Source organism: Lacinutrix venerupis (genome assembly GCF_001971745.1).
GTDB lineage: Bacteria > Bacteroidota > Bacteroidia > Flavobacteriales > Flavobacteriaceae > Lacinutrix > Lacinutrix venerupis.
The window spans coordinates 210,480-235,947 of the sequence record NZ_CP019352.1 but is presented as its reverse complement, the minus strand read 5'-3'; the positions used below and the strand labels follow the sequence as shown (position 1 = coordinate 235,947).

General features: G+C 28.9%; 23 protein-coding genes and 1 tRNA gene. 16 read left to right on the top strand and 8 right to left on the bottom strand.

Translation table 11 applies throughout. The features are described from left to right. Positions 1–18: 18 nt before the first annotated feature. Positions 19–1,869: a cation:proton antiporter gene (locus BWR22_RS01055; protein WP_076731595.1), complete on the bottom strand. Its 1,851-nt coding sequence runs from the start codon at positions 1,867–1,869 to the stop codon at positions 19–21. 319 nt (positions 1,870–2,188) lie between these two features. Here BWR22_RS01055 and BWR22_RS01050 point away from each other — a divergent pair, with 319 nt between their 5' ends. The 6 genes from BWR22_RS01050 (at position 2,189) to BWR22_RS01025 (ending at position 9,675) form a co-directional block, all read left to right on the top strand. Then, positions 2,189–3,061, top strand: coding sequence for an MBL fold metallo-hydrolase (locus BWR22_RS01050; RefSeq protein WP_076731594.1), 873 nt, complete (start codon positions 2,189–2,191; stop codon positions 3,059–3,061). 24 nt (positions 3,062–3,085) lie between these two features. Next, positions 3,086–4,699, top strand: coding sequence for a S8 family peptidase (locus tag BWR22_RS01045; RefSeq protein ID WP_076731593.1), 1,614 nt, complete (start codon positions 3,086–3,088; stop codon positions 4,697–4,699). 67 nt (positions 4,700–4,766) lie between these two features. Further along, entirely contained in the window at positions 4,767–6,602 is a 1,836-nt protein-coding gene (locus BWR22_RS01040; protein WP_076731592.1) for a M1 family metallopeptidase, read from the top strand. Between the two features lie 139 nt (positions 6,603–6,741). Next, positions 6,742–7,107, top strand: coding sequence for a ribonuclease P protein component (rnpA, locus tag BWR22_RS01035; protein WP_076731591.1), 366 nt, complete (start codon positions 6,742–6,744; stop codon positions 7,105–7,107). A gap of 4 nt (positions 7,108–7,111) precedes the next feature. Further along, entirely contained in the window at positions 7,112–8,758 is a 1,647-nt protein-coding gene (locus BWR22_RS01030) for a S41 family peptidase (RefSeq protein ID WP_076731590.1), read from the top strand. A gap of 50 nt (positions 8,759–8,808) precedes the next feature. Continuing rightward, positions 8,809–9,675 (top strand): OmpA family protein, encoded by an 867-nt coding sequence (locus BWR22_RS01025; RefSeq protein WP_076731589.1) that lies wholly within the window; start codon positions 8,809–8,811, stop codon positions 9,673–9,675. Positions 9,676–9,958: 283 nt separating this feature from the next. On the opposite strand, the gene BWR22_RS01020 is transcribed toward BWR22_RS01025, so the two are convergent. The 3 genes from BWR22_RS01020 to rpiB are packed head-to-tail and all read right to left on the bottom strand — an operon-like array spanning position 9,959 to position 11,755. Further along, positions 9,959–10,405, bottom strand: a complete 447-nt coding sequence (locus BWR22_RS01020; protein WP_076731588.1) for a GNAT family N-acetyltransferase — start codon at positions 10,403–10,405, stop codon at positions 9,959–9,961. A gap of 3 nt (positions 10,406–10,408) precedes the next feature. Next, on the bottom strand, positions 10,409–11,326 hold the full coding sequence (locus BWR22_RS01015; RefSeq protein ID WP_076731587.1) for a cation diffusion facilitator family transporter: 918 nt from the start codon (positions 11,324–11,326) through the stop codon (positions 10,409–10,411). Then, positions 11,327–11,755, bottom strand: a complete 429-nt coding sequence (gene rpiB / locus BWR22_RS01010; protein ID WP_076731586.1) for a ribose 5-phosphate isomerase B — start codon at positions 11,753–11,755, stop codon at positions 11,327–11,329. It abuts the gene before it with no gap. Between the two features lie 967 nt (positions 11,756–12,722). Here rpiB and rnr point away from each other — a divergent pair. The 4 genes from rnr (at position 12,723) to BWR22_RS00990 (ending at position 16,839) form a co-directional block, all read left to right on the top strand. Next, positions 12,723–14,921 carry a ribonuclease R gene (gene rnr, locus BWR22_RS01005; RefSeq protein ID WP_076731585.1) on the top strand — a complete coding sequence of 733 codons (2,199 nt, stop codon included), beginning with the start codon at positions 12,723–12,725 and terminating at the stop codon, positions 14,919–14,921. A gap of 62 nt (positions 14,922–14,983) precedes the next feature. Next, positions 14,984–15,286, top strand: coding sequence for a heavy metal-binding domain-containing protein (locus tag BWR22_RS01000; RefSeq protein WP_076731584.1), 303 nt, complete (start codon positions 14,984–14,986; stop codon positions 15,284–15,286). Between the two features lie 60 nt (positions 15,287–15,346). Next, the gene (locus tag BWR22_RS00995) at positions 15,347–16,021 is read left to right on the top strand and encodes a head GIN domain-containing protein (RefSeq protein ID WP_076731583.1); all 675 of its coding nucleotides are present in this window, start codon (positions 15,347–15,349) and stop codon (positions 16,019–16,021) included. Between the two features lie 137 nt (positions 16,022–16,158). Continuing rightward, a complete protein-coding gene (locus tag BWR22_RS00990) occupies positions 16,159–16,839 on the top strand; it encodes a LysE family translocator (RefSeq protein WP_076731582.1) in 681 nt (226 codons plus the stop codon). A gap of 71 nt (positions 16,840–16,910) precedes the next feature. Here BWR22_RS00990 and BWR22_RS00985 read toward each other — a convergent pair. The 3 genes from BWR22_RS00985 to BWR22_RS00975 form a co-directional block, all read right to left on the bottom strand. Further along, positions 16,911–16,981, bottom strand: a tRNA-Cys gene (locus BWR22_RS00985). A 49-nt stretch (positions 16,982–17,030) separates the two neighbouring features. Next, a complete protein-coding gene (gene folB, locus BWR22_RS00980) occupies positions 17,031–17,393 on the bottom strand; it encodes a dihydroneopterin aldolase (protein WP_076731581.1) in 363 nt (120 codons plus the stop codon). A gap of 9 nt (positions 17,394–17,402) precedes the next feature. Next, a complete protein-coding gene (locus BWR22_RS00975) occupies positions 17,403–17,552 on the bottom strand; it encodes a zinc ribbon domain-containing protein (protein ID WP_317042545.1) in 150 nt (49 codons plus the stop codon). Positions 17,553–17,728: 176 nt separating this feature from the next. Here BWR22_RS00975 and BWR22_RS00970 point away from each other — a divergent pair, with 176 nt between their 5' ends. The 4 genes from BWR22_RS00970 to BWR22_RS00955 all read left to right on the top strand — a co-directional run bounded on the left by BWR22_RS00970 (position 17,729) and on the right by BWR22_RS00955 (position 21,793). After that, positions 17,729–19,735 carry a glutamine--tRNA ligase/YqeY domain fusion protein gene (locus BWR22_RS00970; RefSeq protein WP_076731579.1) on the top strand — a complete coding sequence of 669 codons (2,007 nt, stop codon included), beginning with the start codon at positions 17,729–17,731 and terminating at the stop codon, positions 19,733–19,735. 88 nt (positions 19,736–19,823) lie between these two features. After that, positions 19,824–20,303 (top strand): DUF1761 domain-containing protein, encoded by a 480-nt coding sequence (locus BWR22_RS00965; protein ID WP_076731578.1) that lies wholly within the window; start codon positions 19,824–19,826, stop codon positions 20,301–20,303. A gap of 57 nt (positions 20,304–20,360) precedes the next feature. Continuing rightward, complete coding sequence (locus BWR22_RS00960) at positions 20,361–21,524, top strand: GNAT family N-acetyltransferase (RefSeq protein WP_076731577.1); 1,164 nt, start codon at positions 20,361–20,363, stop codon at positions 21,522–21,524. A gap of 62 nt (positions 21,525–21,586) precedes the next feature. Continuing rightward, complete coding sequence (locus tag BWR22_RS00955) at positions 21,587–21,793, top strand: hypothetical protein (RefSeq protein ID WP_076731576.1); 207 nt, start codon at positions 21,587–21,589, stop codon at positions 21,791–21,793. Between the two features lie 32 nt (positions 21,794–21,825). Here the strand turns inward: BWR22_RS00955 and BWR22_RS00950 are convergent, their stop codons facing one another. Then, positions 21,826–22,761: an SPFH domain-containing protein gene (locus BWR22_RS00950; RefSeq protein ID WP_076731575.1), complete on the bottom strand. Its 936-nt coding sequence runs from the start codon at positions 22,759–22,761 to the stop codon at positions 21,826–21,828. A gap of 105 nt (positions 22,762–22,866) precedes the next feature. On the opposite strand from BWR22_RS00950, the gene BWR22_RS00945 reads away from it, so the two are divergent. Continuing rightward, complete coding sequence (locus BWR22_RS00945) at positions 22,867–23,547, top strand: hypothetical protein (RefSeq protein WP_076731574.1); 681 nt, start codon at positions 22,867–22,869, stop codon at positions 23,545–23,547. A gap of 47 nt (positions 23,548–23,594) precedes the next feature. Continuing rightward, the gene (locus BWR22_RS00940; protein WP_076731573.1) at positions 23,595–25,430 is read left to right on the top strand and encodes a T9SS type A sorting domain-containing protein; all 1,836 of its coding nucleotides are present in this window, start codon (positions 23,595–23,597) and stop codon (positions 25,428–25,430) included. Positions 25,431–25,468 lie beyond the last annotated feature (38 nt).

The window sequence follows — 25,468 nt, the reverse complement described above, 5'->3', positions numbered from 1 at the left end:
AATACATTAAATTATCTTTTAAACTTCTTCGTTTGCTACAACTTCAACATCAAAAGGTTTTCCTAAATAAACAAGTAGTGAGTTTTCGTCTATAGATTGTATATCTTTATTGTAAGATGAAATTATCTCAAATTCTCCATTGCTGTTTTTAATAAAAAGCGGAATTATTTCTTTATCATTATTACATATCTCTATTAAACTATCGTAATGCTCTTTATCTTTTAATTCAATTTCTTGAATGCTTGGATACTTTCTAGTAACGTTTGTTAATGTGTTATAATCGTCGGTATGGCTAAATAAACCTTCTTTAGGGTTTTTAGACATATCATTCATCTCATCTGTGGTAACTAGTCTAAACGCTCCATTTTCACCAAATTGCTTACTAAATTTGTTAATTGCATATTGATTTATATCTGAACTTCCAGTTAATGCCATTAAATATCCTACATCATTTAATTCTATATTATCCATTAAATTATCTGAATAGATATTTGTTGTAAAAGCTTCTAAACCCAGTTCTTTAGCTTTATTTATATTGCTTTGATTACTATCTATTAATACAACATGTCTTCCATTAGATTCTAAAAAATGTCCTAATAACCTTGAAACCTTTGAAGCTCCTACAATTAAAATACCATTAGATTTTGTTAAAAACACGCCAACTATTTTTGCAAATAATCGAGCAGTAGTTGCATTTAATAATACAGTCCCTAAAACTATTACAAATACTAAAGGCGTAATATATTCTGCACCAGTAATACCTTCTTTAGCTAGTTTTAAACCAAATAAAGAAGCAATACCTGCTGCTACAATTCCTCTTGGTCCTACCCAACTAATAAATAGTTTTTCGTTGAATTTTAATGATGAACCATAGGTACTTAAAAATACGCCTAAAGGTCTAATTATAAAAACAATAATAGCAAATAATAATACTGTGTTCCAGCTAAAAATTAAATATAGCTCTTCCATATTAATATTTGCAGCCAATAATATAAATAGAATAGAAATTAATAATACACTTAAAGATTCTTTAAAGTATAATATATCTTTAAGGTGTGGAGATTTAGAATTACCTAAAACCATTCCCATAACCACAACAGCTAATAAACCTGATTCGTGTGCAAAAACATCGGATAATACAAAAACACCTAGCACCGTGGCTAAAGTGAATACATTCATTAAATAATGCGGAACTAACTTTTTGTTTAAAATAAAATTTAATCCATGAGCAAATGTAAAACCAAAAGTGGCTCCAAAAAGAACAATTTTACCAAACTCTATAAATGCAGTTTTTGTAAATTCTCCTCCTGCATCAACACTTATAAACTCAAAAACTAAAACGGCTACTAATGCACCAATTGGATCTATTAAAATACCTTCCCATTTTAATACTGCCGATACATCTTTTTTTAATGGAATATTTCTTAAAATTGGTGTTATTACTGTTGGTCCTGTTACTATTATTAATGCAGAAAATAAAAATGAAATTTTCCAACTTAAATCAAAAATATAATGTGCTGAAGCTCCAGCTGCAAAAAAAGTAACTATAGAACCTATAGAAATTAGTTTAGTAATTGCAGGAGCAACATTTTTTATTTCTCCCATTTTTAAAGTTAAACCTCCTTCAAAAAGAATGATACTTATGGCGAGTGAAACAAAATAAAAGAGGCTTTCTCCAGGAAATAAACCTTCTTCTCCATTCCAAATTGGTTCAATCCATTTGGTACCATCATCACTTAAAAATTCTGCCGCTATTGGTCCTACTAACAGACCTATTAAAATTAATGGTAAAATAGCTGGAATTTTAAATTTCCATGCGACCCATTGAGCCAAAATTCCTAAAATAATAATACCTCCTAATTCTACCATATACAATTGGTTAGTTGTTAAAAATGCTAAATTAAAAATATTTAAATTAATTATGTAAAACTTCCAAGATTACTTGAATGCTTGTAAGGTACTACGAAAAAATCTATCTTCAATTTTTTTAAAACTTTTTTAAGTTTCCTTAAAAACAACACTTATTTATCATTTTGTAATTTAATAAGCATTAAATTAACTCGTAATCACTTAGCAAGTATAAATAAATTAAAACGATACAATTTTACTAGGTTAATTATAACAATTAAATTCTTAATAAAAACTTAACGTTTACTTACAATCCTTACATTTTTCATAATTTGCAGCTATGAATTTATATCCTATTAACGCAGGTAATTTTAAACTTGATGGTGGCGCTATGTTTGGTGTTGTACCTAAATCTTTATGGACAAGAACCAATCCAGCAGATAGCAATAACATGATTGATATTGCTGCTCGTTGTTTATTAATTGAAGATGGAAAACGTCTTATTTTAATAGATACAGGAATGGGAAACAAACAAAGTGAAAAATTTTATGGTTACTACCATCTTTGGGGAGACGATACTATTGATAAATCTTTAGCAAAATATGGTTTTCATCGTGATGATATTACAGACGTTTTCATGACGCATTTACACTTCGATCATTGTGGTGGTTCTATACAATACAATAAAGACAGAACACTTTTAGAACCCGCTTTTAAAAACGCTAATTTTTGGAGTAATAAAAATCATTGGCAATGGGCAACACAGCCTAATCGTAGAGAAGTTGCATCATTTTTAAAAGAAAATATTTTGCCAATGGAAGAAAGCGGACATTTAAAATTTACTAAATTACCACAAAACACTTCAGAAGATATTTTAAAAAACTCTGATCTAGGATTCGATATTTTCTTTGCTAATGGGCATACCGAAAAACAAATGATTCCTATGCTAAATTATAAAGGGAAAACTATTTGTTTTATGGCAGATTTATTACCAACTGTTGGTCACTTGCCTTTACCTTTTGTAATGGGTTATGACACAAGACCTCTATTGACATTAGACGAAAAAGAAAAATTCCTCAATTTAGCGGCAGATAATAATTATTACTTATTTTTGGAGCACGATGCACATAACGAACTTATAACTGTGCAACATACAGAAAAAGGAGTGCGTTTAAAAGACACTTTTTCTTGTAAAGACATTTTTAATATATAACAACTAAATAAATACTTATAAAAAATGAAACTAATTAATAAAACACTATTGTTTTCAGTATTTTCGGCAGCTATTTTATCAAGCTGTGGTGGTGGAGCACCAATTTTAACTACTCCAGTAGAAAACATAGATAGCTCTCCTTTAAAAGAAGCTGAATTAACAGATGCTGAAGCTAAAAACTGGGGACACCTTGACCTTGCAAAGGATACTATTCCAGGAATGAGTGTTGATAAAGCATATTCTGAGATTATTAAAGGTAATAAAGGACAAAAAATTATTGTTGCTGTAATTGATTCTGGTATAGACATTAGTCATGAAGATTTAGATGGTGTACTTTGGACTAATAAAAAAGAAATTCCTGGAAATGGAATTGATGATGATAAAAACGGTTATGTAGACGATATACATGGTTGGAACTTTTTAGGAGATGGATACGATGAGCAATTAGAGTATATACGTTTAGTTGCAAGCGGAGATACAAATGCGCCAAGATATGCAGAAGCTAAAGCAAAATACGATACAGATTATGCTAAAGCATTAGCAGGTAAACAACAATACGAAGGTATTTATAACTCTGTAAATGATGCTCATAAAACATTAACAGCTCACTTTAATAAAGAAGATTATACATCTAAAGAAGTTGCTGCCATTACTACAGATGATGCAACTTTAAAAGCTGCAGCAGATACTGCTACAAGTATGTTTGGGCGTGGAGCTCCTTCTTTACCAGCAGTACTTGAACAAGTTCAAGGCGGATTAGATTATTACGGAGATCAAGTTGCTTTTAACTTAAATAAAGATTTTAACGGAAGAACTACTGGAGATAACCCAGACGATTTTAACGATAAACCAGGTTATGGTAACGCTAATGTAATGCCAGTAAAAAAATCTGAAAGCCATGGAACTCACGTAGCTGGAATTATTGCTGCAGAGCGTAACAACGGCTTAGGAGCAAATGGTGTTGCTAATAATGTTGAAATTATGAGTATTCGTGCAGTACCTAATGGAGATGAGTACGATAAAGATGTTGCAAAAGCAATACGTTATGCAGTAGATAATGGAGCAAAAGTTATTAACGGAAGTTTTGGTAAGAGTTTTTCACCTCATGCGGATTGGGTAAGAGAAGCTATTAAATATGCTAGTGATAACAACGTTGTTTTTGTTCATGCTGCAGGAAACGATGGAAAAGACGTAGATACAGAACCTAACTTTCCAGACGATAATGTAAACTATGTAGAAGTAGGTAATACTTACATTCGTGTTGGTGCTTTAGCTCCTAAATACGGAACTGGTATGGTTGCAGGTTTTTCTAACTACGGAAAACAAAATGTAGATGTTTTTGCTCCAGGAGCACAAATATATTCTACATACCCAGAGAATGAATATAAAGCAATTAGTGGTACATCTATGGCCTCTCCTGCTGTTGCTGGAGTTGCTGCTTTAGTTTGGTCTCAATATCCAAAACTAACTGCTGCACAAGTAAAACAAGTAATTTTAGATTCTGGTTTAGCAATTAACACTAAAGTTGTTGTTGGTGGAAACGGAGAAGATGTTAGAGATTTTGGAACACTATCAAAATCTGGAAAAATGGTTAATGCTTACAATGCATTAATTATGGCATCGCAATTATCTAAATAATTAATAATTTTAAAAAAACCTCAGTAGCCAAAAGTTACTGAGGTTTTTTTGTTTAAAATAAATTAAAATGAAAAAAGTTCTTCTATTTAGCCTTTCAGCTTCATTATTTTTAATGGGTTGCGGCTCATCTAAAAGTGTATCTACTCCAATATCAAATCAAACTAGTACAAATACCACTTCTAATAAATCTACTTATTGGCAACAACATGTAGATTATAAAATGGAAATTGATATGGATGTTAATAACTTTCAATATCAAGGAAAACAAAACCTAGTATACACAAATAATTCTCCAGATGTATTAAAAAAAGTCTTTTATCATTTATATTTTAATGCTTTTCAACCAGGAAGCGAAATGGATGCTAGATTACAGTCTATAGTAGATCCTGATTCTAGAATGGTAACAGAAGTTAATGGAGAAAAGCAAAGTAGAATTAGCACGCTAAAGCCTAACGAAATTGGTTATATAAATGTTAGCGATTTAAAACAAAATGGAACTGCAGTAAAACATGAAACTGTTGGTACAATTCTAGAAGTAACATTAAATAAACCTATTCAACCAGGAGAAAGTGTAACTTTCGATATGGTTTTTAATGCTCAAGTACCTGTACAAATTCGTCGTTCTGGTAGAAATAATGCAGAAGGTGTTGCACTTTCAATGACACAGTGGTATCCTAAATTAGCAGAATACGATTTTGAAGGCTGGCATGCAGATCCATATATTGGTAGAGAGTTTCACGGTGTTTGGGGAGATTTTGATTTAAAATTAACTATCGATAAGGATTATGTTGTTGGTGGTACAGGCTACCTTCAACCCAATCCAGAAATGAATGGTAACAAAAAAACACTTCATTTTAAAGCTCCTAATGTTCATGATTTTACTTGGGCAGCAGATCCAGATTATATTCACGATACTGTACAAGTACCAAATGGTCCAGTATTAAACTTTTTTTATAAAAAAGATTTACCAGCAGAAAACTTAGAAAATTGGAAAAATCTTCAGCCTAAAACTGTAGAAATGATGCAATATTTTAGTGAAAATATAGGTAAATATCCTTACGACCAATACTCTGTTATACAAGGAGGAGATGGTGGTATGGAATATGCTATGTGTACTTTAATTACTGGAAAACGTAAATTTGGTAGCTTAATGGGAGTTACAGCTCACGAGTTAGCACATACATGGTTTCAATTTTTATTAGCTACTAACGAAGCTAAACACGAATGGATGGACGAAGGTTTTACAAGCTATATTAGCGATCGTGCAATGGACTATATTACTAAAAAGAATGCAGATAATCCTTCTTTAGGTGCATATAGAGGTTACGATTATTTAGCAAAATCTGGTAAAGAAAAACCACAAACAACACATGCCGATCGTTTTGAAACTAATATGGCTTATAGTATTGCTGCATACAACAAAGGTTCTGTATTTTTATCTCAATTAGGATATATTATTGGTGAAGAAAATTTAAAACAAACCTTAAAACAATATTTTATAGATTGGGCTTTTAAACACCCAACACCAAACGATTTTATTCGTGTTGCCGAAAAAGTATCTAATTTAGAATTAGAATGGTACTTAACAGATTGGACTATGACGACAAATACAATAGATTATGGTGTAAAAAGTATTAATGGTAATACAGTAACTTTACAACGTATTGGCGAAATGCCAATGCCTATAGATTTAGAAGTAACCTATGTTGATGGCTCAACAGAAAGTATTTACATTCCTTTACAAATGATGCGTGGTGAAAAACCAACAAATGCAACTATTATAAAGGATTGGGCTTGGGCTCACCCAACATATTCTTTTGATGCAAAAAAAGAAGTTAAAAGTGTAGAAATAGATACCAAAAATTTAATGGCAGATATAAACAAAGAGAATAATAAAAAATAAAAATCTCTTAAAATATAAGTTTAAAACCTCATCAATTGATGAGGTTTTTTATTTTCTTAAAAATTTAATTTCTACTTGATGTTTGTATATTAGCATCTTATTGCTATTTTTAAAAAGTAGCATTTTCTTTTACTATATAATGAAACTTACCTATAACAAACACGAAAAACTTAAAAGCCAAAAAACTATCGAACAATTATTTCTCGAAGGAAAATCGGTTTCGGCATATCCTTTGCGGTTAGTCTATTTAAAATGTGGAGATTCTCGTAAAGTTGGTGTTTCGGTTAGTAAGCGTAATTTTAAAAAAGCTGTAGATAGAATTCGTATAAAACGTTTACTACGTGAAGCTTATAGATTAAATAAAAGCATGTTAATTAATAATGATGTTAACAATTATGCGTTAATGATTTTATATATTAGTAAAGATATGCCAGATTTTGAATTGGTTAATACCAAAATGAAGAAAGCATTAACAAAATTTACAGATACTATTTCTAACTTATAGAACTATGAAAAAATTATTAAAACAAAAAGTACTAATTCCTGTTCTAGCACTTACAATTTTACTTACAGGTTCTGCATTTAAATCTTACAATAGCGATTTTTTTGAAATTGCAAAGCAAATTGAAATATTTACAACTCTTTTTAAAGAGTTGAATATGAATTATGTAGACGAAACAAATCCTGGAGAATTAATGGATAATGCCATTAAAAATATGCTAAATGAGTTAGATCCTTATACTAAGTTTTATAACGAACAAGATGTAGAAGCAGCTAGAATTAAAAGAACAGGAGATTATACAGGAGTAGGCGCACAAGTACGTATTTTAAAAGATAAATTATTAATTGTCGAACCATACAAAGGTTATCCAGCAGATAAAGCTGGTTTAAAAGCAGGAGACGAAATTATAGAAATAGATGGCCAAGTAGTATCAGATTATAAAGATGATGCAGGAAACCTGCTTAAAGGAATTCCAAATTCTGAAGCACAAATTACTTATGTAAGACAAGGCAAAACTGCTAATACAACAGTAAAACGTAGTGAAATAGAGATAAATGCAGTCCCGCATTTTTCATTAATAAATGAAACGACAGGTTATATTGTATTAGGAAAATTTAATGAAAAAGCTTCACAACAAACCGGTTACGCTTTAAAAGATTTAAAAGCACAAGGAGCAAAAAATATTATACTAGATTTACGTGGAAATCCTGGTGGATTATTAAGAGAAGCTGTAAATATTGTTAATTTATTTGTTCCAAAAAATCAATTAGTAGTTACAACAAAATCTAAGGTTAAAAAATATAATAGAACATACTATACAAAAAAAGATCCTATAGATACCGAAATACCAGTAATTGTACTTATAAACGGTAGTAGTGCATCAGCTAGTGAAATTGTTTCTGGTACTTTACAAGATTTAGATAGAGCAGTAATTGTAGGATCAAGAAGTTTTGGAAAAGGCTTAGTACAACGTCCTAAAAAATTAACTTATGGTACGCAGTTAAAAGTAACTATTTCTCGTTATTATACGCCGTCTGGTCGTTGTATACAAGCTTTAGACTACTGGAATAAAGATGAAAAAGGAAATGCAATACGTGTAAAACAAAAAGATTATAACGTTTTTAAAACTAAAAACGGTAGAAAAGTATTTGATGGTGGTGGTGTTTTTCCAGACGAAGCATTAGATTACTCTAAAAACTCTGCTATTACTAAAGCTATTTTAAGCAATCAAAGTGTATTTGATTATGCAACAAAATACTATTACGAACATCAAAATATTAAAGATATAAACAATTGGGAGTTTACAAATTCAGATTTTAATGATTTTAAAAATTTCTTAAAAGCTTCAAATTTTTCTTTTGAAACCGATACTGAAAAGTCTTTAAATAAAGCACTAGAAATTGCCAAATCTGAAAATTTAGACGATGATATAAAACGCGATTATAATACATTAATCCAAAATTTAGGTCAAGCAAAATTAAAAGCTGTAGACGACAATAAATCTCAACTTATGAGTTTATTAAGTGATGAAATTATTAAACGTTATGTATACAGAGAAGGATTGTATGAGTATTATAAACTACATAATAAAGAAATAAAAAAAGCTACAGAAATATTAGCTAATCCTATTAAATATAATAGCTATTTAAACTAAAAACATATAAATTATTATAGATTAATTTATATAATAATCTATTTATTAAAATGAAATTTTTAATCACCATATTATTTTTTGTATCCTATTTTGGGTTTTCTCAAACTCAATTTACACACGATGTATATTTTGATACAGATAAATATATCGTACCATTAACCGAGGAAAATAGGCTACTACTCTTTATTTCATCGTTAGATAGTATTCCAGTAGAAAAAGTTTCTATCTATGGTTTTACAGACGATAGAGGTTCTAATGAATATAACTTAGAATTATCTCAAAATCGTGCAGATGCTATAAAAGAAATGTTTTCTGGCTATGGCATAGATCCTAATTTAATAACAAATGTAAACGGAAAAGGAGAAATACTTTTAAAAGTTTTACATGAAGATGAAGTACACCAAATTCGTGGTTTAAATAGGAAAGTAGAAATAATTGTAACTAAAAAAATTAATAAAAAACAGATAGAAAATAGTATCGAAGAAAATGTTGATGTAGACGATGGTCCAAAAGAAAAAACAACAAACGATATTAAAAAAGGGACTATAAAAAAGGGTGATAAAATACGTTTAGATAAAATTTATTTTAAAACAAGTTATAGTTATGTAACCTCAGATTCTAGAAAAACATTAGAGGAATTGGCTAAAATAATGGTTGATAATAAAAACATTTATTTTACTATTCAAGGTCACGTGTGCTGTACTCAAAACAGTCGTGATGCTGTAGATAAAAAAACAAGAAAAAGAAACTTATCTGTAGCAAGAGCTAAATATATTTACGATTATTTAGCAAGAAAAGGTGTAGATAAAAAACGTATGAAATATGTAGGTTTACGCAGAAAATTTCCTCTTGGTGGAGAACCAAAATTCGATAGACGTGTGGAAATTTTAATAACTTATGTTGGCAAATCTGAGTAAAAATATACTATTGTAGTAATACTTCTATTAAGCTATTTTTTTATGTAATCTTCTAAGTGTTAATTAACAAGGTTAAAATACACTACTGTTTATCTCTTACAATTTACACTTTATCTTATAATTTGTTTTTAAACAAATAATTTTGAAACTGAACCGTATTTTTTCTTTTAATTAAAAAGAACATTTATGTTTGGTATGCTATTAATCAATTATATGTAAGTAAATAATTTTTAGTAGAGTTTTTTACTTATAAAGTCTGTGTAAAAATTTATACAGACTTTTTTTATTTTTTATACAGCATTCCAATGTGTGGAATTCCATCTTCAAGATACTCCTCTCCCACTTCAAAAAATTCTAAATTATTATAAAATTTTTTTAAATAACATTGTGCCGAAATTTTAATTTCTGATGTATTAAAATATTTTTTAATAGCTATAATAGATGCATTCATAATATCATAACCATACTTATGTTGCCTTTGGTTTTTAGCAACCACTACTCTACCAATACTTGACAATTTAAAATAATCGCCAGGTCTAAATATGCGAGTATAAGCTACTATTTTTTCGTTTTTGTAACCAATAACATGTAATGCTTTCTGATCTTTAAAATCTATGTCTTGATATACACAGTTTTGCTCTACTACAAAAACTTCACTTCGTAATTGGAGTAAATTATATAATTCTTGTGTTGTAAGTTCATTAAAAGCTTTAATTTTAATTGTTATCATAATTTAATCTTGTACAATTACATCTTTAACATCATCTTTTTCAAATTCTGGTTGAATGTTAACATGATTGATATCAAATTCTTTAAATAATAGTTTTTCTATTTTAGTTAGAATAACATCAAATTCTGTTAATGTTATATTATGTTCAAAATCTACATGAGCTTCAAAATGTATTTCTTCTTCATTTAATTGCCAAACATGTACGTGATGTACGTTTTTTATTTCTTTAAAAGCATTTAATTTTTTAATTATTAATTCTATAGGAATTGTGTCTGGAGTAAACAACATTAATACTTTTGTAGATTCTTTAAGTAAATGAAAGCCCATCCAAATTAAATAAATAGCAATAGCTAGTGTTAAAGCGCTATCTACCCAAAATAAATTGTAAAACTTCATTAATAATCCACCTATTAAAACGGCTACACTAGCCATCATATCTGTTAAAAGATGTAAATACGCACTACGCATATTCATATTAGATTTACTATCTTTTTTAAGTAATAATACGCTAAATCCATTTCCAAGAATTGCTATAAACGATAACCAAATAACTAGACTACTTTCTATTTCCTGAGGATTTTTAAACCTTTTTATAGCTTCTATAATAAGTAAAATAGCAACTATTATTAATGTTGAAGAATTTATAAAAGCAGCTAAAATTTCGGCACGTTTATAGCCAAATGTTTTATGTAGTGAAGCTTTTCTTTTTGTTAATTTATCTGCTATATAGCTAATTATAAGTGATACAACATCGCTAAAATTATGTAAGGCATCACTTAATAAAGCAAGACTTCCAGATAATAATCCACCAATAATTTGGGCAACAGTAATTATTATATTTAAAAGTATAGAAATTAATAAGTTTCTTCCTTTTAAATTAACATGATCATGTGTATGGTTATGTTGATGGTTTTGTGACAATTAACAAGGTATTTTGTCTACTCTATTTTGGTGTCTTCCACCTTCAAATTTAGTATTTAAAAATGTATCTACCATTTCTATAGCCTGTTGTAATGCTGTAAATCGAGCTGGAATACAAATTATATTTGCATTATTATGTTGCCTTGTTAAAGCTGTAATTTCTTTTGTCCAGCAAATTCCTGCACGTATTCCTTGATGTTTATTAGCTGTCATGGCAACACCATTTGCACTACCACAAATTAATATACCAAATTCAGCATTATTTTTTTCAACATCATTTGCAACAGGATGTACAAAATCTGGATAATCTACACTATCGGTAGCATCTGTTCCTTGATTTATAATGGTTATTCCATTACTTTCTAAATGTTTTATAATAGCAAATTTGTAATCTGTTCCAGCGTGGTCGTTTCCTATAGAAATAGTCATAATCTAATTTATTATTTGTTTCGTTTTTTATCGAAAACAAAATTATTTTATTTAATGCTGTAAATTTAATAAAACGCTTTTTTAAAACATTAATATGTTATTAAAACTTAATTAAATAAAAAAAACTTGAGTAAATAAATACTCAAGTTTTTAAATAATTGATTAATAGCTATTTATTTAATCCATTATTAAATTATAAAACCATCCCTTAACTTGATTTTATAAATATATATTTAATGATTAGTATGAAATTTCAAAACTTAACTGCAATGCTAAATAATATAAATTAAAAATTTAAAAAAATGTTACCAAATGCTTTATTTTGGTTACCAAATACATCACTAATAAGGTTTTATATAATGTAAACTAATGTATATAAATATAAAATGTAAAAATGTTAACAACTACATCTTTTAATATTGACTATTTGTTAATATCTAATCATAGTTTTTTAAAACTTTTATTAGGATTATTCAATAAATTTTTCAAACAAAAACATAAATTTAAACACCAAAAAAGTTATCTATTTTCTTTTGGTTAATTATCATTAAAAAAAATGGATATACAAACACTAAAAAATAAAATACTTATTAAAAAAAGGTTGTCAACTAACGTTATAAACAGTTGTTAATAGTGTTATTAATTTATATAAAAATCAATACTTTAAGATGTTTATAACGTGTTAGCAGAAACAGAAAAGTAACATTTACAACTATTGGCTAAAAAAGTTATACCGCTATTAACAAGCTATAATAATCATTATTATTTTTTTAAATTTTTAAAAGAAAAAGATTATAATATATATATATGTGAATAAGTGTTTACGTTAACATAATATTAAATAGATTTCTATTAAATATTAAAAGCGTAGCTTTGTATAAACTTAATAATCAATCTTCTCCTTATAAATTAAGTTTAAATAACAGAATTTCACATAACTTAGAAATTCAATTAGATTACAAATTAAATGACAAAAAAAAAACATAGGAAACCAAGTCATAACAAGATTTCCAACCTAACAAATACAATTCTAAGTATTTTAAAAAAAGATAGAAACCAATCCTTTAACTATAAACAAATTGCAGCTAAACTTGGCGTTAACGATGCTAGTAGCCGTAACCAGATTATAAAAAAATTAGCGCAACTTAAAGCTAAAGAAGAGATTAAAGAAATAGATCGTGGTAAGTTTCAAATAGTAAATAATACAGAATACCATACAGGAATTTTTGATGCAGCTCAACGTGGTAACGGATACGTTATTTGCGATGATTTTGAAGATGACATCTATATAGCATCAAACAATGTTAATAAAGCTTTAAATGGTGATGAAGTAGAATTATACGTTTATAAAAGAAGAAAACGTGGCAAATTAGAAGGCGAAATAACTAAAATTATTAAACGTGCTAAAACAGAGTATGTTGGAATAATTCAACTTCATAAAAATAATAATTTTGCTTTTGTAGTGGTCGATGGTAATAAAATGAAAACAGACATTTTTGTACCTATTAACAAAACTTTAAAGGCCGAAGATGGTGATAAAGTACTTGTAACACTAGAAGATTGGCCAGAAAAAGCCGATTCTCCTAACGGTAAAGTTTTAAAAGTATTAGGAAAAGCTGGTGAGCATAATACCGAAATTCACGCCATTTTAGCAGATTATGGTTTACCATACGAGTTTCCAAAAGAAGTAGAAGATTATGCAAATAATATAGATTTAAAAATACAACCAGACGAAATAAAAAAGCGTCGAGATATGCGTAAAGATTTAACCTTTACCATAGACCCAAAAGATGCTAAAGATTTTGATGATGCATTATCTTTTACCGTTTTAGAAAATGGAAACTACGAAATAGGAATTCATATAGCAGATGTTTCGCATTATTTACAAGAAGGAACCGTTTTAGACGATGAAGCTTACGAGCGTGCAACATCTGTATATTTAGTAGATAGAGTAGTGCCAATGTTACCAGAAATTTTAAGTAATGGTGCATGTTCATTACGTCCGCATGAAGAAAAATATACATTTTCTGCAGTTTTTGAGCTCGATAATAAAGCACAAATTAAAAAAGAATGGTTTGGTAGAACAGTAACTTATTCTGATGCACGTTTTGCATATGAAGAAGCACAAGCCATTATAGAAAATAAAAACAATACCATTCCAGCCGAAGTTTCATTAACAGGAAAAGAATATAAAACAGATCAAGCCATTGCAGACGCTGTTTTAAAAATGGACGAACTTGCAAAAATAATGCGTGGAAGACGTATGCGAGATGGTGCAATATCTTTTGATAAAGTAGAAGTTAAATTTAATTTAGATGAAGATTCAAATCCTATAGGAGTATTTTTTAAAACCAGTAAAGATGCTAATAAATTAATTGAAGAATTTATGTTATTAGCAAACCGAAAGGTTTCAGAATTTGTTGGTAAACAAAAACCAGAAAAAACATTTGTTTATAGAGTACACGACGAGCCAGACGAAAGTAAATTAATGGCTTTGCAAGGCGTAGTCTCTAAATTTGGACATAAAATTAACTTTAATAGTAAAAATGGTATAGCATCTTCTTTAAATAAGTTATTGAACGATGTACAAGGTAAAAAAGAACAAAATCTTGTAGATACTTTAGCTATTAGAACTATGTCTAAAGCAGAATATACAACACATAATATTGGTCATTATGGTTTAGCTTTCGACTACTACAGTCATTTTACATCTCCAATTCGTCGTTACCCAGATGTTATGGCACATCGTTTATTACAAAGGTATTTAGATGGAGAAAAATCTGCAAACGAGGAGGTTTACGAAGAAAAATGTAAACACTCTAGTAATATGGAAAATCTAGCAACAAAAGCCGAAAGAGACTCTATTAAATACATGCAAATTCGTTTTATGCAAGATCATCAAGACGAAGAATTTGTTGGTGTTATTTCTGGAGTTACAGATTGGGGAATTTATGTAGAAATAATTTCTAATAAATGCGAAGGAATGGTTAGAACTCGTGATATAAAAGGCGATTACTATGAATTTGATCAAGATCAATTTGCTTTAATAGGGCAAAAAACAAAAATAATGTATCAGCTTGGAGACGAAGTTATTGTAAAAGTAAAACAAGCCGATTTAGTAAAACGACACCTAGATTTCGAATTAATTGGAAAAGCAAATAGTTAAATTGTATAAACTTAAATTTTGTAACATTTTTTATAAAGTAACAACTAATAAAAAAAATAATTATGGTTTTAACTACAACAAATTCAATTGAAGGTTTCAGAATTATAGAATATAAAGGAATTGTAACAGGAAACTCTTACGAAACAAAAACAAATTTTTCTTTTAATTCAGGCAAGAATAAAGCTATTATGGATAATGTAATTAACGAAGCTAAAGAAGTAGCTTTTCAAAAATTACAAAACAATGCTAGAAATTTAAATGCAAATGCAGTTGTTGGAATAAATGTAGATTTTGAAACCGTTAATGGTTCTTATTTTTTTGTATCAGTTACTGGAACAGCTGTAAACGTAGCTACAGAAAAATAATTTTGTAATACTGTAACATTTTAAACTTTTAATACTCTTTAAAAGAAACAATACTTTATTATGAAATATATTACAACAGTAGTGCTTCTTTTTATGTCTATTGCAATATTTGGACAAAATCCAAAAGAGATGAAAGTACAAGATTTTAATACAGTTAAAGTCTTCGATTTAATACATATAAGCTTAGTAAAAGCTAATGAAAACAAAGTTATAATTTCTGGACAAGATGCAGATGATGTAGAAATTATTTCTAAAAATGGAATATTAAAAGTACGTATGAAATTTGATCGTATTTTTGATGGAACTAAAACTTTTGTAGCTGTACATTATACAAATTTAGAAGTAATAGATGGAAATGAAGGTGCTAAAATTGTTGGAAACGAGTTAATAGTACAAGACAAAATAGAACTTCGTGCACAAGAAGGAGCTGTATTAAAAATAGGATTAGATGTAAAAAATCTTGAAGTAAGATCTGTTTCTGGTGGTATAATTGCAACAAAAGGTAAAGCTCAATCTCAAGAAATAGTATTAAATACTGGAGGCATTTATGAAGGTCGTGAGTTTGAAACAGAAAACACAATAGTTAAAATTAAAGCAGGTGGAGAGGCAGATGTTAATGCAAGCGAAACAGTAGATGCAAGAGTAACAGCAGGTGGTGATATTTACATTTATGGAAATCCAAATAATGTAACTAAAAAACACACGTTTGGAGGTAAAATAGAAATTAAAAAATAAAATTTACCCGATATTTAATTAAAGAGCTTCAGAGTAATCTGAAGCTTTTTTTATTTTAAATCATTTAACTAAAAATAGTAAATACTTTACTTTAACCACTTAATTTCTTTACTTTGTAATAAACATTTACTTTTTATATGATTGAAGATATTCAGGCGGCAATACCATTAGGCTTTTTTCTAGCTTTTATGATTGGTCCTGTATTCTTTGTATTATTAGAAACTAGTGTAATAAAAGGATTTCGTGCTGCTTTAGCTTTCGATTTAGGTGTAATTGTAGCAGATATTTTATTTATTGCTATTGCATATTTTTCAAGTTTTCAACTCTTAGAAAACTTAAGTAATCAACCAGGACTTTATGTATTTGGTGGTACTATTTTAGCAATTTATGGCTTTATTATTTTTTTTAAAAAACCTAAAAAAGAAGCTATAGAAACTATGAAAATAGTAATACCTAAAACCGATTATTTTAGATTATTTATAAAAGGTTTCTTTTTAAACTTTATAAACATTGGTGTTTTAGTATTTTGGTTAGGAGTAATAATTGTAGTTGGTCCAAGTTTAGAAAATAATGCAAATAGATTTGTAGTATTTTTTGGTGCTATGATTGGAGCTTACTTTGTAACAGATATTTTTAAAATACTATTAGCAAAACAACTTAAAAATAAATTGACACCTAATGCTATTATAAAAGTTAAACGTTTATTAGGTTTAATTTTAGTAATCTGTGGAATTGTACTTATAATTAAAGGTTTCTTACCAAAAGATAGTTTAAATCCTCAAGAAATATTTGAGCAAATAGAAGAGAAAACTCATTAAAAAGCCCTTATTAATTACTATAAAAATTTTAAAATAAAAAAAGCGTTACTTTTTAAATAACGCTTTTTTAGAGGTGTCGAGCGGATTCGAACCGCTGTAGATGGTGTTGCAGACCACTGCCTAGCCACTCGGCCACGACACCTTAATTGGAAGGCAAATATAAAAATAATTACCTTTTAACACTACATAGTTTAACTTTTTCTTTTTTCAGTTAATTCTATAGTTACCATTTCAACATCTCCTCCTATAGGCGGATTTATTTTACTTACAGCAACTGTAGCAACGGTAACTAACTTATCTTCAGCAAATATACGGTCTAAAATACGTTTAGCAACATGCTCTAAAAGTGCACTTGGAGTTGCCATTTCTTCAATAACAACTTTGTTTAAAAAAACATAATCTACAGTATCACTAAGTGCATCAGAGTTAGCACTTTTTTGTAAATCGGCTTTTACCTTTAAATCTATACGATAATCACTTCCAATAGCAGTTTCTTCTTTTAAACAACCATGATATGCATAAACGCGGATATTTTCAACTTTAATTATTCCCATTAAATTATTTTAATTAGTAAAAAAGTCAAAGATATTACTAATTGCACTAGTTTTAGACTTAAAAAACTCTGTATATGTACACTTTTTACATGTTACAGTTGTAAATCTCTTATTTTGAATGTTAAAAAGTTTTGAAAACAGACCTCCAGTAGCTTGCATTTGGTCTATATCGCATGAAGTATTGTGGCATTTTGGGCATTCGTAATTCATAATTTTAAAATTTTACTTAAACAATTCAAAGTATAAGTATTATAAATATATATTTTGTTACGTAATTTCATTAATTTTACAGCTTATTAAAATTGATTTAATAGCATTAATCAATAGTTATATTTATGTCTACAGAAACCAAATCGCTCAATTTTTTAGAGCACATTATTGAAGAAGATTTAACCAACGGATTATCTAAAGATAAATTACGTTTTCGTTTTCCACCAGAACCAAATGGTTATTTGCATATTGGCCATACTAAGGCTATAGGAATAAGTTTTGGACTAGGTGAAAAATATAATGCACCAGTAAATTTACGTTTCGACGATACAAATCCTGCAAAAGAAGAACAGGAATATGTAGATGCTATTAAAGAAGATGTATCTTGGTTAGGATACAAATGGGCAGAAGAGCGCTACTCTTCAGATTATTTTCAAGAACTTTACGATTGGGCAATACTACTAATTAAAGAAGGAAAAGCCTATGTAGATTCTCAATCAAGCGAAGCTATGGCAGAGCAAAAAGGAACACCTACACAACCTGGTGTAGATGGACCTTATAGAAATAGAACGATTGAAGAAAACTTAGCTCTTTTTTCTAAAATGAAAGCAGGAGAATGTAATGAAGGCGAACATATTTTACGAGCTAAAATAGACATGCAACACGTAAATATGTTAATGCGAGATCCTATTATGTATCGTGTTTTAAAAAAAGACCACCATCGTACAGGTAGCGATTGGTGTATATATCCAATGTACGATTGGACCCATGGAGAAAGCGATTATATAGAGCAAATTTCTCACTCTTTATGTTCGCTCGAATTTAAGCCGCATAGAGAACTTTACGATTGGTTTAAGGAACAAGTATATAATTTTGCAAAGAACAAGTATCCAATGCTTCCTAAACAACGTGAATTTGCACGTTTAAATTTAAGTTATACCATAATGAGTAAACGAAAGTTACTTAAATTGGTTGAAGATGGTATAGTTTCTGGTTGGGACGACCCAAGAATGCCTACCATTTCTGGTTTACGCCGTCGTGGTTATACACCACAATCTATTAGAAAATTTGTAGAAACTGTTGGTGTTGCCAAGCGAGAAAATATAATAGATGTATCTCTTTTAGAATTTTGTATTCGTGAAGATTTAAATAAAAAAGCCGATAGAGTAATGGCTGTTTTAAATCCAGTAAAACTAGTGATTACTAATTATCCAGAAGATAAAGAAGAATGGCTAGAGGCAGAAAATAATCAAGAAGATGATAGTGCTGGTTTTAGAAAAGTACCATTTTCTCGCGAATTATACATTGAAAAAGAAGATTTTAAAGAGGAAGCAAGTAGCAAATTTTTTAGATTAAAATTAGGTGGAGAAGTAAGGTTAAAAAATGCCTACATTATTAAAGCAGAAAGTGTTGTAAAAGATAATAATGGAGAAATTACAGAAATACACTGTACATATTCTACCGATACCGAAAAACGTGTAAAAGGTACCTTACATTGGGTATCTATAAAACACGCTATAAAAGCAGAAGTTCGTGAATATGATAGATTATTTACAGACGAAGCTCCAGATAGCCATGCAGATAAAGATTTTATGGAATTTATTAATCCTAATTCTTTAAATGTAATTGAAGCTTTTGTAGAACCAAGCTTAGTAGAAGCCAAAATAGGTGAGCAGTTTCAATTTCAACGCTTAGGTTATTTTAATGTGGATAAAGATTCTACTGCAAAAAAATTAGTGTTTAATAAAACAGTTGGTTTAAGAGATTCTTGGGCGAAAGTAAAACCTAAAACAAATAATAATAACCAACAAAAACAATCACAACAAAATAAGCGTCCAGCAATAGAGCAAATTAAATCTTACGGTAAAAAGTACGATAGAATGAAGGATGAGCAACGTGAAAAAGCTAAATTAGAAATCCAAGAACTAGCTAAAAATATTAGTTATCAAGATATAGAACCACTCTTTGGAACAGCAGTAAAAAAGGCTGGAACACGTATAATTACCATGATTAGTTTAGGCGTATTATTAGAAAATGGTTTAGAAAAAAATGAAGCAATAAACGAGTTTATTTCTAAAGCATTAGACGATAAAAACGAATTATTAGTAACAGAAGCTAAAGCATTAGCCTAAATTTAAATAACATATATAAAAAGCCTTTAAATATTAGTTTAGAGGCTTTTTTGTATCTTTAAAACAACTAACCTAACACAAAATAATTATGGAATTTAATTTTTTAGCAATTTTAGTTGCTGCAATTGCACCTATTCTAATAGGTTTTTTATGGTATAATCCAAAAACTTTTGGAAATTCATGGATGCGAGAAGCAGAAATGACACCAGATAAAATGAAAAGTGGTAATATGGCTGTTATTTTTGTACTTACTTTATTACTATCATTTGTTTTAGCTTTCTTTTTACAACAATTAACCACACACCAAATGGGAGCTTATAGTTTAGCACAAGGTGAACTAGGCGAAACAGCAAATTATAAAGCTTTTATGGAAGAGTATAAAAATGAATTTAGAACTTTTAAACATGGTGCTTTACACGGTATTTTAGCAGGTGTTTTCTTATTTTTTCCTGTAATAGCAATCAACGGTATGTTTGAGCGAAAAAGTTGGAAATATATTTTTATTAATTCTGGATATTGGATTGTTTCTTTAGCTGTAATGGGAGCAATTGTTTGTGGTTGGATTTAATAATGTAATTTTATAAAAAAATAAATTTAAGACTGATGGGTTGCCATCAGTTTTTTTATGAATAAACTACAAGTTAAAATATATAATAAAGTTTCTCAACTTCCAGACTCCTGGAATGCTTTACCTAATAATGATGTTTTTTTAAAAACACCATTTTTAAGCGCATTAGAGCAATCTTCTCCTAAAAACATTACTTCATATTACATAGCTTTTTTTAAAGCTAAAGAGCTTGTTGGAATCGCTATAATACAGCGAGTAGAAATGTATCTTAAAGATATTTTTAGAAATAATAAGGATAAGTATTTAACTCAAAAAACAAAACAGTTAATATCTAAAATAGTTAGAGGTAATACGTTGGTTATTGGTAATATAATGCACACAGGACAACACGGTTTATATTTTAATATAAAAGAGATTAGTTATAAAGAGTATTTAGAGCAATTATCTTTAGTTATTGATGAAATTAAAACTAATTTAAAACAAGAACAGAATAAAAAAATTAGACTAATAGCTTTTAAAGATTATTTTAAAAACGATGTAATCCATAATAATCAGGACTTTTTTAATACCCAAAAACTTTACAAAGTTCAAGTACAACCCAATATGGTTTTTAATATACCAGAATCGTGGAATACATTAGAAAACTATACATCTTCCTTTACAAAAAAGTATAGAGATCGTTTTAAATCTGCCAAAAAAAAGGGAGCACAAATTACTAAGCAAGAATTAACTATTAAAGAGTTAAACATGTTAGAATCTAAAATGTATCAATTATATAAAAATGTATCAGACAATGCGCGTGTAAACACTTTCATATTAAACCAAAATCATTTTAAAATTTTAAAAAGAGAACTAAAAGATAATTTTAAAGTGTTTGGTTATTTTTTAGAAGAAGAACTTGTTGGTTTTTATACTTTAATTTTAAATAACTCAACATTAGAAACCTATTTCTTAGGCTATAATCATAAATACCAACATAAAAACCAATTATACTTAAACATGCTTTTTGATATGGCACAATTTGGCATTAAAAATAATTTTAAAAAAATTGTTTATGCAAGAACTGCAATGGAAATAAAAAGCTCTATTGGTGCAAAACCAAAGCCTATGTATATTTATATGAAACATACAAACTTTGTAGCAAATTCAATGCTTAAGCTTATTGTTAAGTATTTAAATCCAACAATAAAGTGGAAAGAAAGACATCCTTTTAAGTATTAATTAACTTTAAAAATTTCTAGTTAAGTAATTGTTTTTATAATTTTAGAGTAAATCAAAACATTATGGAAAATAGAGACCTTCTTACTAAAATTAGTAATATAACTAGAGAAATTGAAGATAATTATCCTGAGGTTTATAAACATTTGGATGAAATTCCTCAAACAATCCCTTCAGAAGAAAATCCAGAAGTTCATAAAAAACAACTAGAAAATTATTTAAATAGTTTGCAAAATATTTTAGCTAAGGCAAAAGAAAACCCGAAGCTTTAACTTCGGGTTTTCTACTATTTATAACTAGTTAGCTATTGCTTATCTAGTTTCTTTTTTAGTTTAGCTTCTTTCATAGCCTCTCCAATTTGATTACTTGCTGCAAAGCTAGCAACCATATCGTTAAGCATATTACTTCCAGCTTGTGGTGAGTTAGGTAATAAAATTAAATTACTATTAGTTTCACCACCAATAGCTTGTAAAGTATCGTAATGTTGTGTTACTACAATTAAAGCAGAAGCTTCTTGAGAGTTAATACCAACTTTATTTAATACCTCTACAGATTCTTCTAAACCTCTAGCAATTTCACGACGTTGGTCTGCAATACCTTGTCCTTGTAAACGTTTACTTTCAGCTTCAGCTTTTGCCTTTTCTACAATTAAAATACGTTGTGCATCACCTTCATATTGTGCAGCAGTTTTTTCTCTATCTGCAGCATTAATACGGTTCATAGCTTCTTTAACTTGTTGATCTGGATCAATATCTGTAACTAAAGTTTTAATAATATCAAAACCATAATCTAGCATAGCATCGTTAAGTTCAGATTTTACTGCAATGGCAATATCATCTTTCTTTAAGAATACGTCATCAAGAATCATTTTTGGTACTTCGGCACGAACAACATCAAAAACATAACTTGTAATTTGATCGTGTGGGTAATCTAGTTTGTAAAAAGCATCATAAACCTTTTGGCTTATAACACGGTATTGTACAGATACTTTTAAACGTACAAAAACATCATCTTTAGTTTTAGTTTCTATAATTACATCTAATTGCTGAATTTTTAAACTTAAACGTCCAGCAATTTTATCAATAATAGGAATTTTTAAATGTAACCCAGATTGTCTTATACTATGAAATTTTCCAAATCTCTCAATAATAGCTGCTGTTTGTTGTTTTACAACAAAGAATGCAGAGATTAAAATAATGAGACCAAAAAATAAAATTGGAATTAAAATAAGTTTACCCATAACAGTTTTAAGTGGTTTAAAAAAGCTAATAATATTAGCTTTTACGATTAATAAATATGAAATACTAAAATAAGCTATATTTGCTCATAAACACCCAAATTAAAGATGAAAAGAATACAACTTTCCTTATTAGTAGCACTTATACTATGTTTTGTTACAAAAAGTTTTTCGCAACATAGAAATATAGATATTAAAAATGGCTTTGGTTTGTTTGGTGGTATTACACAATTCGATATTATAACAGACAATTTTGAAACTACAAAAGGAAACGGTTGGGTTGCTGGAATGAGTGCAACTGTAGAAATTCCGCATAAATGGTATAATGCAAGTTATGGCATGCAATTATCAGAAAATAATTTTGGCATTGCTGGAGTTTCTAATTTAGATTTTACAACCCAAGAATTAGAATATAAAGTGTTTACAGCACAGGTTCTTTTTCTTTGGCACGCAAAACTTGCAGGAAGTTTTTTAACTTTTGATTTTGGACCAATGCTACAATACAATAGCGATTTAGAATTAAAAAATGAACAACAAGAACAGTTTTTAGTAACCAATTATACAGCTTTAACGGCTAAAGAAATTGAAGATATTTCTAACTTTAATGCCAATGGAGTGGTAGGTTTAACAGCTGGATTTAGTATTATAAAATTTAAAGCACAATATATTTATGGTTTTTTAAATACACTTAATGCATTAAACTCTAACAATAATATAGATATGGAGGATAATAATAAGTTTAAAGGAAATCAATCTATGTTTGCTTTTTCTGCAATGATTACGTTTTAAAAAATTGTAACTATCTTGTGCTTAATTAATTAATTAATTAACGAATTATGAAACAAAAACTACTTTTTTTATACTTTATGCTTTTTAACTTATCTATAGTTTTTGGGCAAATAGATGGCGAAACTATTGCTCGTAATTGGTTAGAAAATAATAAGCATGAGTTAAATATTCAAGATAATCATACTCTAGATATGCAATTTAGTAGAGTAGGACCTTCTGGTGAAACGTTTCGTTTTTATCAAATGATGAATGGTGTACAGGTTTTTAATGCAGAAGTTACAGTTCATTTATCTAACAGAAAAAATGTAACATACCACGCAAGTACTTACGATTCTAGTATTGAAACCATAAATACAATACCAAGTATTTCTCAAACAGAAGCTCAACAAAGCGCTTTAACAAATTTAAATGTTGAATTAGAAGATGTTGTAAATTTAGAAAAGAAACTTTTTATAATAAAAAGCAATAACCAAACAACACTTGCTTACCGCTTTTTAGTAAATGCTTATACTAAACCTGGAGCTTGGGAGGTAATGGTAGATGCTCAAACAGGAGCTATTTTAAGTAGTAAAGATGTTGCTTTTTATTATTCTCATGGAGATAAAGATAAAAAGCACAAAACAACTCCATTAAAAACAAAAAACACCTCTTCAATTATGATGGCTTCTGGAACTGCAATGATATACGATACAGATCCATTAACAGCAACTACAAGTGCTTATGGCGGACAATATGTAGATGGAAACGATGTTACTAATGCTGCTTTAGATGCAGCAAGAACACCTGTTACACTTTTAGATATTGAATTATCAGGTGGAAATTATACTTTAAAAGGTCCTTACACACAAATTGCAGAACTAACAGCTCCAAATAAAGGTTTATTTATTCAAGCTTCAAACAATTTTGAATTTAATAGACAAGAAGATGGTTTTGAAGCTGCAAACGTATATTACCATACAGATAAATCTATGCGTTATATTAATTTAGATTTAGGTATTACGTTAGCACCATCTCAAAATGGTGGTGTAATCCGTTTCGATCCGCATGGAGCAAACGGTGCAGATAACTCTTATTATACTAGTGGAACTTTAAATTTTGGTGAAGGTTGCGTAGATGATGGTGAAGATGCCGATGTAATTTTACACGAATTAGGTCACGGTTTACACGATTGGATTACTAACGGAGGTTTATCTCAAGTAAACGGATTAAGTGAAGGTAGTGGAGATTATTGGGCAAACTCTTACAAAAGAAGTTTAGGGCAATGGTCTGCAAGTGATGCTGCTAGAAATTGGGTTTTTGGTTGGGATGGACATAATGCATGTTGGCCAGGAAGAAGTACAGTTTACGGAGCACAATATCCAGGAGGATTAGTAGGACAAATACACACCGATGGACAAATGTGGGCAACTACATTAATGGAAATTTGGGAAGATATAGGTCGTGAAAAAACAGATAAAGCCTTTTTAGAAGGACTTGGTATGACTAATAGTGGTACTAACCAACAAAATGCTGCAATAGCTGTAAGGCAAGCGGCAATAGATATGGGAACAGCTCATGGTTATACTTGTGCAGATATTCAAGCCATGACAAATAGATTTACTGCACAAGGCTATAATTTACCTGCTTATACTTGTAATTTAAGTGTAGATGAATTTAATGTAAATACAATTTCAATATTCCCAAATCCAACAAATGGAGTTATTACTTTTAAAAATATAAATGAAGAATATAATGTTACTGTATTTAATATGTTAGGTCAAAAAGTTAAAGACCAAATAATAAATACTACTAGTAAAACAATGGATGTATCTCATCTTTCTACAGGAACTTACTTTGTTAAGTTTAATGGAGTAGATGCTGTATTAAAGTTTATTAAAGAGTAAAAATTAGATTTATTTATAAATAAAAAAGCGAGCTAAAT

What these genes read in the sequence shown, in the direction of transcription:
- rpiB (WP_076731586.1), bottom strand. Translation starts at nt 11,755, where the DNA reads ATGACTATTTCTATAGGAAACGACCACGCTGGAACAGATTACAAATTT.
- rnpA (WP_076731591.1), top strand. Translation starts at nt 6,742, where the DNA reads ATGAAACTTACCTATAACAAACACGAAAAACTTAAAAGCCAAAAAACT.
- BWR22_RS01030 (WP_076731590.1), top strand. Translation starts at nt 7,112, where the DNA reads ATGAAAAAATTATTAAAACAAAAAGTACTAATTCCTGTTCTAGCACTT.
- BWR22_RS01045 (WP_076731593.1), top strand. Translation starts at nt 3,086, where the DNA reads ATGAAACTAATTAATAAAACACTATTGTTTTCAGTATTTTCGGCAGCT.
- BWR22_RS01025 (WP_076731589.1), top strand. Translation starts at nt 8,809, where the DNA reads ATGAAATTTTTAATCACCATATTATTTTTTGTATCCTATTTTGGGTTT.
- BWR22_RS01050 (WP_076731594.1), top strand. Translation starts at nt 2,189, where the DNA reads ATGAATTTATATCCTATTAACGCAGGTAATTTTAAACTTGATGGTGGC.
- BWR22_RS00990 (WP_076731582.1), top strand. Translation starts at nt 16,159, where the DNA reads ATGATTGAAGATATTCAGGCGGCAATACCATTAGGCTTTTTTCTAGCT.
- BWR22_RS01055 (WP_076731595.1), bottom strand. Translation starts at nt 1,869, where the DNA reads ATGGTAGAATTAGGAGGTATTATTATTTTAGGAATTTTGGCTCAATGG.
- BWR22_RS00960 (WP_076731577.1), top strand. Translation starts at nt 20,361, where the DNA reads ATGAATAAACTACAAGTTAAAATATATAATAAAGTTTCTCAACTTCCA.
- BWR22_RS00955 (WP_076731576.1), top strand. Translation starts at nt 21,587, where the DNA reads ATGGAAAATAGAGACCTTCTTACTAAAATTAGTAATATAACTAGAGAA.
- BWR22_RS00995 (WP_076731583.1), top strand. Translation starts at nt 15,347, where the DNA reads ATGAAATATATTACAACAGTAGTGCTTCTTTTTATGTCTATTGCAATA.
- BWR22_RS00950 (WP_076731575.1), bottom strand. Translation starts at nt 22,761, where the DNA reads ATGGGTAAACTTATTTTAATTCCAATTTTATTTTTTGGTCTCATTATT.
- BWR22_RS00965 (WP_076731578.1), top strand. Translation starts at nt 19,824, where the DNA reads ATGGAATTTAATTTTTTAGCAATTTTAGTTGCTGCAATTGCACCTATT.
- folB (WP_076731581.1), bottom strand. Translation starts at nt 17,393, where the DNA reads ATGGGAATAATTAAAGTTGAAAATATCCGCGTTTATGCATATCATGGT.
- BWR22_RS00945 (WP_076731574.1), top strand. Translation starts at nt 22,867, where the DNA reads ATGAAAAGAATACAACTTTCCTTATTAGTAGCACTTATACTATGTTTT.
- BWR22_RS00970 (WP_076731579.1), top strand. Translation starts at nt 17,729, where the DNA reads ATGTCTACAGAAACCAAATCGCTCAATTTTTTAGAGCACATTATTGAA.
- BWR22_RS00975 (WP_317042545.1), bottom strand. Translation starts at nt 17,552, where the DNA reads ATGCAAGCTACTGGAGGTCTGTTTTCAAAACTTTTTAACATTCAAAAT.
- BWR22_RS01000 (WP_076731584.1), top strand. Translation starts at nt 14,984, where the DNA reads ATGGTTTTAACTACAACAAATTCAATTGAAGGTTTCAGAATTATAGAA.
- rnr (WP_076731585.1), top strand. Translation starts at nt 12,723, where the DNA reads ATGACAAAAAAAAAACATAGGAAACCAAGTCATAACAAGATTTCCAAC.
- BWR22_RS00940 (WP_076731573.1), top strand. Translation starts at nt 23,595, where the DNA reads ATGAAACAAAAACTACTTTTTTTATACTTTATGCTTTTTAACTTATCT.
- BWR22_RS01020 (WP_076731588.1), bottom strand. Translation starts at nt 10,405, where the DNA reads ATGATAACAATTAAAATTAAAGCTTTTAATGAACTTACAACACAAGAA.
- BWR22_RS01040 (WP_076731592.1), top strand. Translation starts at nt 4,767, where the DNA reads ATGAAAAAAGTTCTTCTATTTAGCCTTTCAGCTTCATTATTTTTAATG.